This window comes from Mariniflexile sp. AS56 (genome assembly GCF_030552475.1).
Classification (GTDB): domain Bacteria; phylum Bacteroidota; class Bacteroidia; order Flavobacteriales; family Flavobacteriaceae; genus Mariniflexile.
The window spans coordinates 209,932-222,240 of sequence record NZ_JAUPED010000007.1 but is presented as its reverse complement, the minus strand read 5'-3'; the positions used below and the strand labels follow the sequence as shown (position 1 = coordinate 222,240).

Sequence of the window (12,309 nt, the reverse complement as noted above, 5' to 3'; positions counted from 1 at the left end):
ATATGACCAAATTCACATTAAAATTTATTCTCCTTGTTTTTTTTATAAGCAGTTCCCTTAACGCCCAAGACACGATTGCTTTAAAAAACGGATTGGTAACAGGATCAACTAGTAAGGGAAACCGGTCCATTATTTATACCGATCCCGTTTTTTATAATCTCATTACAAAAAAGGACTATGAACCTATTGAAACCGATTCTGTTGGCATTGGCAGACAAGGTGAAGTGGAGCGTTGGGAGCCATTAACAGTAAATGAAAAAGGTGTTTTTAAAACCAGAAAATTAAGGGGTGGTTATTTGTATGTCACTTATAATTCACTCATATCAGAAATTAAAATTTTAGAAATTTCTGGTCATAATGAAGTATTTGTAAATGGTATTCCCCGTGGTGGCGATGTGTATAATAAACACCTTACGTTTCACCCCGTAGAATTACTAAAAGGTAAGAATACCTTCTTAGTAAAAGGAGGTCGTGGTGAAGTGTTTATGCAATTATTATCTATTGAAAAACCAATCGCTTTATTAGAGAGAGATATGACGAATCCTGATTTTTTAACCACTGAAAATGATACAAAAACAGGATCCATCAGAATATTAAATTCAACCTCGAAAACATTAAGAAACCTCAGACTTGTATCTGAAGCAAACGGTGAAACACTAGAAACAAACGTATCGACCATCATTCCATTGTCTATGCGAAAAGTGCCCTATTTGGTAAAAGACGCTTATTCTAAAAAAGATACAGTAAGAGTGAAAATTAAATTATTTGAAGGATTAAAACTTATAGATGAAACGTCTGTTTTGTATCATGTAAGAACACCTGAAGAACGTTATACCAGAACATTCATTTCTAAAATAGATGGGAGCGTTCAATATTTTTCTGTGAAAGAAGGCCTTATAAAACCAGGAGATAAACCAGCCATGTTTCTTTCATTACATGGAGCCAATGTAGAAGCCAAAAATCAGGCGGTTCAATATAAAGCTAAAGATTGGGGACACGTGATTGCACCAACAAACAGAAGAGATTATGGTTTTAATTGGGAAGATTGGGGCCGTTGGGACGCCATGGAAGTTCAAGAACTTGCAGAAAACATGTATGGTACAGACCCCAACCGAACCTATTTAACAGGACATTCTATGGGTGGTCATGGTACTTGGCATGTAGGCGCCACGTTTCCTAGCAAATGGGCTGCTATTGTACCTATGTCTGGGTGGTATTCTTTGTTTTCTTATGCCAATAAAGAGGCCTTGGAAAACCCAACAGCTCTAGAAAATATGTTTGTTCGAGCCAACCATGCAAGTCATACATTGGAATTGTCTAGAAATTACCTTCAACAAGGTGTGTACATACAACATGGTGATGCCGATGATGTAGTACCTGTAGACCAAGCCCGTTTTATGCGTAAACATCTAGCAGAATTTCATCCTGATTTTGCTTACCTTGAGTATGAAGATAAAAAACATTGGTTTGGTATTGATTTCAGCTCGATATTCGATTACTTTAAATGGCATACCATTCCTAATAATGATGATGTAAAAACATTTGAATTTAGAACAGCAAGTCCCGGTGTTTCCTCAGAAAGTAGATATATAACCTTATATCAACAAGAAAAACTATTTGAATTTTCGGGTGTTAAAGTCACTCAAAATGTACGTAATGAAAAACAAATAAAAAACGACGTCATTTTAAGAAAGCGACACATTTCTATTGAAACTGAAAATTTAAAAAAGTTTAAGCTAGATATAAAACACACTATGGCATCTGATACCATTGAAGTGATGGTTGATAGTGTTTCTTTTAACAACATAGCATCTTATAAAAAAGATGAATTATGGTTTGAAAAAGAAAATAATACATGGGTTTTAACTGAAAAACCAACAAGTAGCTTTGAAAAAAATCCGCTACGCTATGGTAATTTTAAAGATGCTTTTAAAAATAACATGGTGTTTGTGTATGGAACTAAGGGAACTCAAGAAGAAAACCAATGGGCTATTAACAAAGTGCGCTTTGATGCTGAAACCTTTTATTACAGAGGGAATGGTTCTATAGATATTATTTCAGATAAAGAATTTTCACTTAAAAAATTTAAAGACAGGTCTGTTATTCTGTATGGTAACGCTACCACTAATGCTGCATGGAAATTACTATTATCAGAAAGCCCTGTTCAAGTTAAACGTGATGAAGTTAAAGTTGGTCATAAAATTTTAAAAGGAAATAACTACGGTACGTATTTAATTTATCCAAGGAAAGACAGCAAAACAGCATCGGTTGCGGCCATATCTGGAACCGGTATTGAAGGCTTTAAAGCCATGGTTCCCAACAAGTATTTTGGATCTGGAACCGATATCCCAGATATGATGATCTTCACCCCTACTATTTACCAAAACGGTATAGAAAGTATTAAAGCAACTGGTTATTTTGGAAATGATTGGAGTCTGGAAAATGGCGAGATTGAATGGCAGGACAACTAATTAAAGGTTCTAAAAGAATAAAAATATTGATGAGGGTTATTTATATATTAAGCTTGCTTTTTTGTTGTAGTTTATCGTTAAATGCACAACAGTATTTTCATGTTTCGCCCATAGGGAATGATATAAACCCAGGAACAAAAGAAGCTCCTTTAGCAACATTAACGGCTGCTCGCGATGCCATACGCCAGCATAAAACCTTATCAAAAAAACAACATGCTTATACGGTAATTGTAGAGGAAGGTTATTATACGATGAAAGAACCTTTGGAATTATTTCCAGAAGATGGTGGGACCAAAAATTCCCCCATCACCTATAAAGCCGCTAAAAATGCCAAACCAACTTTTAGTGGCGGAAAAATAATTACTGGATTTTCAGTCAATGAAAAAGGTGTTTGGGAAGTTAAAATTCCAGAAAGCGCTTATTACAAATGGCAATTTGATCAATTATATGTAAATGGTAAAAGAGCCGTTTTAGCTCGAACACCTAATAGTGGTTTTTTGGAAATAGATTCTGTGCAACAACACATCTGGGAAAAAGGCCCTGGTAAGGTCGCTCCAAAGGCACAACAAAAATTATTTTTTGATAAAAATATGTTCGCGGCTTTAGTAGATATCACCAAGGATGAAATTGAAGAAGTAAGGTTCAAAGCCTATCACAAATGGGATTACACCTTAAGGCACATCGATGCTATTGATACTGATAGTTTATCAATTACAACATCAGGAAAAGGTATGAAACCTTGGAACGAAATAAAGAAAGGTGGACGCATTGTTTTTGAAAATTATAAAGGAGCTTTAGATACCCCTGGTGAATGGTTTTTAAATCAAAAGGGAATTTTGTACTATGTACCACAACCCAATGAATCTCCAGATAACAGTACGGTAATAGCCCCCGTATTGCAACAATTAATAAGTATAAAAGGAAGTGCTATTCAAAATAAATATGTAGAATACATTCGTTTTGAAGGTTTAGGTTTTGAGTATTGTCATTACGAAATCCCGAAATCGGGTTCAGAACCCAACCAAGCAGCGGCAAAATTAAATGCAGCTATTTATTTAGAAGGAGCAAAAAATATAACATTTTCTCATTGTGAAATTTCAAAGACAGGACAGCATGCCTTGTGGTTTGGTAAAGGTTGTAGTAATGCTTTTGTAGAAAACACCTATTTGCACAATTTGGGAGGTGGTGGTATTTATTTGGGAGATTTTAAGGCTTTAGAAGGCAAAGAACATACTCACAATATAAATATTCATAACAATATTATACAGTCTGGTGGCAAAGAGTTTCCTGCTGCAGTAGGAATATGGGTTGGGCATAGTTCAGATAATAAAGTAACCCATAATGATATTGGTAATTTCTATTACACAGGTATCTCTGTGGGTTGGGTTTGGGGGTATGCACCAAGTCTTGCAAAACGAAATACTATAGCTTATAACCATATTCATCACATAGGATGGGATTTGTTAAGCGACATGGCTGGTATTTATACGCTTGGAGAATCTGAAGGAACCCGTATTGAAAATAATGTGATTCATGATATTCATGCGTATTCCTACGGAGGTTGGGGTATGTATGCCGATGAAGGTTCTACAGGAATTGTTTTTAAAAACAATGTAGTATACAATACCAAAACGGGGGGATTTCAACAAAATTATGGTAAGGAAAATCTAATACAGAATAACATTTTGGCCTTTGCTAAAAAGTATCAGATGCAGTGTACCATAGCAGAGGCACACACATCATTCACTTTTACAAATAATATTGTTATTTTTAAAGAAGGCATGTTGCTAAAAGGCGCTTGGGACAAGGTTATAGCTAAAATGGATACTAATTTGTATTGGAATACGAGTCTTGGCACTTACAATTTCAATGGTAAAACATTTAAAGTTTGGCAACAATTGGGACATGATAATAATAGTATCATAGGGGATCCTTATTTTAAGGATGCTTCAAATTTCGATTTCAAATTTGAGCGGAAAGCAAATTTCAAAAAAATAAACTTTAAACCATTCGATTATACAAAATCAGGGATTTACGGTGATGGTGATTGGATTAAAAAAGCAAAACTAACCGAATCTATAACAATAGCTTTTGATAAAGCTGTTGAAGAAAACATGAAAAAGAATATAAAAAGATGATTATGAAAAAACATATTACATTTCTATTAGTAACATTGCTTTTGGTGTCATGCTCGCAAACAAAACCTACTTTTAAACAAGAGCAAATCTCATTACTACCTAAACCCTTGAGTTTTCAATTAAAAGAAAGTTCATTTCAGTTTGAATCTAGTACAAAAATTATACTTAATGATGAGAGTCATCAAAAAGCAGCAAATTATTTAATAGGTTTATTTAAAAATGCAGCAGGTTACAATTTACAAGTTTCAAATACAAAGCTTGATGATGCAGTTGTTTTTGAAACCGTGGAAGGTTTAAAAGAAGGTGCTTATAAATTAGATATAAACCCAACATCAATTAACATAAAAGCTTCAGAAGAACGTGGTTTTTTTAATGCCGTTCAAACCATTCGCCAGTTATTGCCAAATGAAATTGAGAGTAAAGAAAAAACAAATACCGATTGGTTTGTACCATGTGCCATGGTGGAAGATGCGCCTCGTTTTGAGTGGCGCGGCATGCATATGGATTTTAGTCGTCATTTTTTTAATATAAATGAGGTAAAAGACTTTTTAGATTACATGGCTCTGTTCAAGTTAAATACCTATCATATGCATTTAACCGATGACCAAGGTTGGCGTATTGAAATAAAGAAATACCCTTTATTAACAGAAAAAGGAGCTTGGAGAACACCAAACAATCAAGACACCATTTGTATGGATAGAGCAAAAGAAAATAAGCTTTATACTATAGACGAATCTAACTTTAAGACCATTGATGGCGAACGTAAATATGGTGGCTTTTTCACCCAAGATCAAATTAAAGAAATTGTATCGTATGCCGATGCTAGATGCATCACTGTGATTCCTGAAATAGATATGCCAGGTCATTTTAAATCGGCAATAGATAATTATCCTTTTCTATCTTGTAATGAAGAATCAGGTTGGGATACTGTTTTTACTTACCCAACTTGTTTAGGAAAAGAAACAACCTATGATTTTATGAAAAATGTACTGAGTGAAGTTGTGGAATTATTTCCTGCTAAGTACGTTCATATTGGAGGTGATGAAGTCAACATAAAATCTTGGGAAAAATGCCCACATTGTCAAAAAGCCATCAAAGAGCATAATCTTAAAGACGAACACGAATTACAATCGCATTTCAATAGAGACATCGAACAATTTTTACAATCTAAAGGGAAACAATTTATGGGTTGGGATGAAATTGTAAGAGGTGGATTAACCAAAGAAGCCAACGTTATGTGGTGGAGAAACTGGGCACCAGATGCACCAAAAAAAGCCGCAGCCAATGGAAATGATATTGTAGTGACTACAACAGCTGCATATTATTTCGATTACTTAAACGAAGGAAACACTCTAGAAGGTGTTTACAATTATGAACCTATTCCCGAAGATTTCACAGATGCAGAAGCTGAACACGTTTTAGGAATTCAAGCCAATTTATGGTCTGAATGGATTCCTAGTTTTAAGCGTTTGCAATATCAAGCGTTTCCTAGAATGTTAGCCGTTGCAGAAAATGCATGGGTCGATCAAGAACGCGATTTTGAATCATTCAATAAAAGAGTAGAAAAACAGTATGACCGATTAGATGTTCTTGATGTGTATTATTACATCCCTGCGGTAGAAGGTCTTCAAAAAGACATCGCTTTTGTTGATAATACCGAAGTCTCTTTAAAATTAGCTTATCCACTTGAGGGTGTAGATATTTATTATTCTTTAGACGGCAGTATTCCAACAAAAGAAACTATAAAATATGAAGCTCCTTTTCTAGTAAACGACACCATTACTATTAAAGCCCGTGCCTATCGTGGCGAAAAATTTAACGACCTAAAAACAACCAAGGTTATTCAAAAAAACTATATAACCCCTATAGAAGTGAATCCAGTAGAAACAGGCTTAAAAAGGTGGATTATCAAAGGGAAATTTAAAAAGGTAGAAGATCTTAAAACGCCCTCCACATCTAACTTTACTAAAGTAGATACAATTGCATTGGGAGATTTTAAAGATGAAAAGAATTTCTCAATCATTTACCAAGGTTATTTTAAGGCTAATAAAGACGCCATTTATGAATTTGAAACACGTTCTGATGGTGGAGATTTATTATTTATTGGTGATGAAGTGATAGTTGATAATAGTGGATGGCACGGACCTAGAAAGAGTTATGGAAAAGCAGCTTTAAAACAAGGATGGCACCCTATAACCATTAAATACAGACCAAGCGATAAACCAAGAGTCATAGAAGTTAAGTATGCCATACAAGGTGAAGAGTTAACCCCAATGAGTGGTTCGGTTACACGTTTTTAAGCAATAGATAATGAAGATAAATAAATCAAATTTAAGTAATCAATTAGTGCTATCCATTTTAGTTTTTTTTAGTATTATGGGTGCAAAACTGATAAGTCAGAACCAGAATGCGCCTTTAATTTTAGATATGGTACATCACAATCCAGGTGAGACTCCGTATGATTCTAAATACAACAACCCAGCGGTTATTAAAGAAATGGGATATAATGGAAAAGTGTATTTTCTTTTTGAATCGCCCGCATTAGCTATAAACTGGGAATCCGTTGATGCAGATATTTTGCCTAAAGGTTCTGAAGATCGTAAATGGGTAGATGAAAAAGCAGCGCAAATAAAACAAATGCATGCAGCTTGTAAAGCTGAAGATATGGCTATTTATGCGATGTCTGATCTTGTTTTATTTCCTAAAAGATTGATTGAGAAATACCATATTGAAAAAACTTTTGGTAATCCTAATGATGCTTTAACCGAAAAATTAATTCGTGCTCAAATTAATGAAATGTTCGATCAGTTTCCTGATTTGGATGGATTGGTAGTTCGTATTGGTGAAACCTATTTGCACGATGCACCCTATCACCTGGGAGCTATTGAGGATAAAACAAATCCGAAGAAAACAATTATTCCTTTAATAAATATCTTAAAAGAAGAGATTTGCGAGAAAAGAGATAAACAACTTATTTTTCGTACTTGGGGAGCGTTTGATAGAGATATGGATGATTATTTGGCAGTAAGTAACGCGGTAGAACCACACGACAACTTAATTATAAGTATCAAACATTGTGAAGGTGATTTTCATAGATCAAACGAGTTTAGCAAAGTCATTGGTCAAGGGCGTCACCGCCAAATTATTGAAGTGCAATCTGCTCGTGAATACGAAGGTAAAGGCGCTTACCCTAATTATATTGCTAATGGTGTTATAGATGGTTTTGAGGAGCATGCGAGGATGCCAGAAGATCAAATTAACAGTATTCAAGAGTTTGTTGATACGAAGCCTGAATTATATGCAGGTGTTTGGACATGGTCTCGTGGTGGTGGATGGGATGGCCCATATATAAAAGACGAATTGTGGTGCGATTTAAACTCTTGGGTTGTGGCACAATGGGGACAAAATATAGATAAGAGTGAAGCGTTTATTTTTAACAGATATGCCACAGAGCGTTTACATTTAAAAGGTGATGACGTTGCAAAATTCAGGAAATTATGTTTGCTTTCTGCGGAAGCCGTAGTAAGAGGCAGAAACAGTACGTATAGAGATATGAATCCATGGTGGACCAGAGACCAAGGAATTGCTTGGCCAATGGTAGTTAAAGGTGATTTAGAGCATCAAAGAAACTTAGATCAAAAAGATGAATCTATCACAAAATGGAAAAAAATTGTGAAGTTGGCTAAATCAATTCATTGGCAAAATAAAGAAACTAAAAGTCACGCTATAGGGTCATCGGAATACGGTTTGAAGTTGTATAATATATATAGAACACTTGTCTATATGGATAATGCGGTAAGTAAAGGCGATACTAAAGAAGTTCAAAAGTGGATTAAGGCCTATGATAAGGCTTGGAAGGACTACAACAAGCTTGCAGAAAAATACAGTACCATTGCAACGCTATATACACAAGACTATAAAAGACATATTGCAAATTATGCAGATCTTAAAGTGAATAAATTAAGAACGAAATAAATGAAATATTACAGTTATTTATTACTAGTATGTTTGGGGATTATTTCCTGTAAAGAAAGTAAAACGGATAAAAACGTAGCCTCCACAGAGAAACTAACCAGTTATGTGAATACGTTTACCGGAACCGATGGCCCAGGAAACACCTATCCAGGTGCGGTTGTACCATTTGGTATGGTGCAATTAAGTCCGGATAATGGATTACCAGGTTGGGATAGGATTGCGGGTTATTTTTACCCAGATTCTACCATAGCTGGTTTTAGTCATACACACCTTTCTGGCACGGGTGCAGGCGATATGTACGATTTATTGGTGATGCCATTGAATAGTAAGTTTACAGAAAGCCTAACACCTGAAGGTCGTTACCGCCCCTACTCAAAATTCTCACACGATCGTGAAAAAGCAAGCCCTGGATATTACTCCGTAGATTTGTTAAGTTCAGGTATAAAAGCAGAATTAACCACGACATCTCGTGTTGGGTTTCATCAATATACATTTCCAGAAGATGAAAAAAGCCAAATCATTCTTGATTTAGGCTATAGTTTAAATTGGGATGCCCCTGTAGACACTCAAATAACCATAGAAGATGATCAAACCATTTCGGGATATCGAAAATCTAAAGGTTGGGCATCAGATCAGCGTGTCTATTTCGTGATGAAATTCTCAAAACCTTTTGATAAGGCACTACTGTTTGAAAATTCAGAAGAAAAAAACACTACCATAATAAATGGGAAATTCACGCGCATTGTAGCCCATTATAAAACACAGGAGCAAGATAAGATACAAGTAAAAGTGGCATTATCATCAGCCAGTATAGCAGGAGCACGCAAAAATTTAAAGGCTGAATTACCGCATTGGAATTTTGAGCAAACCGTTCAAGATACAGAACACACCTGGGAAACCTATCTTTCTAAAATTAAAATTAAAGGTACAAAGGCACAAAAAGAATTGTTTTACACCAATTTGTACCATGTTTTTTTAACACCCTCGTTACACAGTGATGTCGATGGAAATTACAAAGGCGCCGATGGAGTAGTTCATAAAGCAGAAGGCTATAATAAATACGATACCTTTTCACTTTGGGACACTTTTAGAGCCACTCACCCATTGTATACTATTTTAGCACCTAAAGAAACTGGAGATATGATCAAGTCGTTTTTATCACATTATGATGAAACAGGCTTATTACCCGTATGGTCGTTAGCAGGAAACGAAACCAATATGATGATTGGCTACCATGCGGTTCCTGTAATTGTAGATGCTTATTTTAAAGGCATTCCTTTGGACGCTAAAAAGGCTTTAGAAGCTTGTGTAGCATCTGCAACAGAAAAGGGTAGACAAATAGATACTTATATGAAATTAGGCTACGTACCAACATCTGAAGAAGGCGAAAGTTGGTCCGTTTCAAAAACCTTAGAATATGCGTATAACGATTGGTGTATTGCACAATTGGCAGGAGCTTTAGGTGAAAATGATATCCAACAAACATTTTCAAAAAGAGCCAATAATTGGAAAAACTTATACGATTCTAAATCGACCTTCTTTCGCCCAAAAAGTGAAGCGGGTGTGTTTGAAAGTTCATTTTCAGCAAAAGCATATACCAGAGAATTTTGCGAAAGCAATGCATGGCAATATTTCTGGTTTGTACCGCAAGACATGGATGGCTTAATAAATACTCTTGGAAAGCAACAATTTACCACAAAGTTAGATTCTATGTTTACATATTACCCTACCGCCGAAGATAAATTACCCATTTTCAGCACAGGTATGATTGGCCAATATGCACATGGTAATGAACCAAGTCACCATGTTTCGTACTTATATAATAATGTTGGGCAACCTTGGAAAACACAAGAAATGGTACGTAGAATTATAAATACGCAATACAGCACTAAACCTGATGGCTATTGTGGAAATGAAGATTGTGGGCAAATGTCGGCATGGTTGGTGTTTTCATCTGTTGGAATGTATCCCATAAATCCCGCTGATGGTGTTTATAGTTTAACATCTCCTTTTGTTGAAGAAGCGACTATTCAATTGGAAAACGGGAAACAGTTTGTAATAACTACCGAAAATCAATCAGAAGAGAATTGTTATGTACAGGCTATTACTTTAAACGGGAAGGCTTATAATAAATTCACTATAACTCATGAACAAATTTTAGAAGGAGGTACACTTCATTTTGTATTAGGTAGAACTCCAAATAAGAACTTGTAAACCTCAATAACCTTACCAATCATTACTTAAAACAGGCAAGATAGATTTTACGTAATTGATGAATAAGGAAAAGTATAAAACGAAAAAACCCTTATAAAATAAGGGTTTTCTTTGTTTCTATGTGTGTTGTTATGTGTATCTATTTTCCAATACAGAATTAAACTTCCCTTTGTTTACAAGGCTTAACAGATAATGGGGTACAAATGGGCCCGGAAACTCCACGGAAATTCGCACTATGATTTCAAAGGTAATAATTAGTGATAATTCAATAATAAGAATTACTCAAAATTTTACTAAAAAAGTATCTATCTAATAAAACTACAATTTATAAAAGAATAGAAATATTTTATAAAATAATTTGGTAAGATGTACTACGTCCATCACCTTCTACTCCAAATATTTTTAACTCCACTAATTTTTGTAAATCCCTTGTAGCTGTTGGTTTAGACGTTTGGGTAATTCGCATGTATTTTTTAGCAGTCATGCCTCCTTCAAACCCTTTTGGTCCTTCTTCGAGCATGCGCTTAATAGCTTTTAATTGCCTTTCATTTAATTTACTTTCATAGTGGTCAAAAAGCTTAGCTTTTCTCAGAGTGAAGTGAATTAAGGATTCAGATTCATCTTGCGATTTCAATATAACATCTATAAAATATTCAAGCCAAGGTGTAATTTCATTACTGCTTTGCCCCTGTTTTAATGCATTATAATACTCTTTTTTCTTTGCTTCTATTGTCGCCGAAAGACTTAAAAGAAGAGGGTAGCCTACAGACTGTGATAATGCTTTTTCGGCTATAGAACGTCCAATACGTCCATTGCCATCTTCAAATGGATGAATTGTTTCAAAATAAAGGTGAGAGATAGGCATCGTATAGCGGCATGTTTAATCGTTCTAGAACCATTGGGAGCTGTTTGATTAAACCAAGCGATGAAGTTATCCATCTCTAACGGTACCAGCTTAGATGGTGGTGCTTCAAAATGAACAACTGGTTTGTCTATTCTACCAGACACAACCTGCATAGGGTCTTCATGTAGTCTCCAGCCACCTACATTAATATTTGAGGCCAAAGGAAATATCATTTTATGCCAATCAAAAAGCTTTTCTTTAGTCAGTTTTTCAGCATAGCTGTTTTGCACATCTGTTATTAGGGTTGCCATACCCTCTGCATTTTTATCTTTAACACGTTCTGGATTAGCATTGAGCCCCAAATTATTACGGATTGAGGAAATCACATCGATTCGACTTAAATACTCCCCTTCAATTTCAGAAGTTTTAATGGCTTCTGCAACCATAATATTTATCATCGTCTGAACATGATCTTCCCTTGTCATGGCTTTCAAAATCCCACTAATACGTCCTGATTTTTCAGCAAAAGCATAGAGTTTATCCTCTAGTTTACTTATATCATAGCTGAATTTTGTCCAATCTTTTTGTTGCCAATTATAAGTCATGAGTCGATTAGATTGTTTTATTGGCTCAAAAATACATAAAATAATGAGCCGATTAACAAAAT

The 12,309-nt window shown here is 35.1% G+C and carries 7 protein-coding genes; 5 read left to right on the top strand and 2 right to left on the bottom strand.

The window, feature by feature from the left end; translation table 11 throughout:
* The first annotated feature begins 2 nt into the window (after positions 1 to 2).
* From Q5N74_RS10575 to Q5N74_RS10555, 5 genes are read left to right on the top strand one after another with little or no spacing between them, the layout of a single operon-like run.
* Positions 3 to 2,471, top strand: a complete 2,469-nt coding sequence (locus tag Q5N74_RS10575) for a prolyl oligopeptidase family serine peptidase (RefSeq protein ID WP_304388764.1) — start codon at positions 3 to 5, stop codon at positions 2,469 to 2,471.
* Entirely contained in the window at positions 2,456 to 4,609 is a 2,154-nt protein-coding gene (locus tag Q5N74_RS10570; RefSeq protein ID WP_304388763.1) for a right-handed parallel beta-helix repeat-containing protein, read from the top strand. The genes Q5N74_RS10575 and Q5N74_RS10570 overlap by 16 nt, the downstream gene beginning before the upstream one ends.
* Before the next feature lie 2 nt (positions 4,610 to 4,611).
* Positions 4,612 to 6,909 carry a family 20 glycosylhydrolase gene (locus tag Q5N74_RS10565; RefSeq protein ID WP_304388762.1) on the top strand — a complete coding sequence of 766 codons (2,298 nt, stop codon included), beginning with the start codon at positions 4,612 to 4,614 and terminating at the stop codon, positions 6,907 to 6,909.
* Positions 6,910 to 6,919: 10 nt separating this feature from the next.
* A complete protein-coding gene (locus tag Q5N74_RS10560) occupies positions 6,920 to 8,584 on the top strand; it encodes a hypothetical protein (RefSeq protein WP_304388761.1) in 1,665 nt (554 codons plus the stop codon).
* Complete coding sequence (locus tag Q5N74_RS10555) at positions 8,585 to 10,798, top strand: GH92 family glycosyl hydrolase (RefSeq protein ID WP_304388760.1); 2,214 nt, start codon at positions 8,585 to 8,587, stop codon at positions 10,796 to 10,798.
* 346 nt (positions 10,799 to 11,144) lie between these two features.
* On the opposite strand, the gene Q5N74_RS10550 is transcribed toward Q5N74_RS10555, so the two are convergent.
* Both Q5N74_RS10550 and Q5N74_RS10545 read right to left on the bottom strand, forming a co-directional pair.
* On the bottom strand, positions 11,145 to 11,663 hold the full coding sequence (locus tag Q5N74_RS10550) for a Fic family protein (RefSeq protein WP_304388759.1): 519 nt from the start codon (positions 11,661 to 11,663) through the stop codon (positions 11,145 to 11,147).
* On the bottom strand, positions 11,588 to 12,247 hold the full coding sequence (locus tag Q5N74_RS10545; protein ID WP_304388758.1) for a DUF4172 domain-containing protein: 660 nt from the start codon (positions 12,245 to 12,247) through the stop codon (positions 11,588 to 11,590). The genes Q5N74_RS10550 and Q5N74_RS10545 overlap by 76 nt, the downstream gene beginning before the upstream one ends.
* Between the last annotated feature and the right edge of the window lie 62 nt (positions 12,248 to 12,309).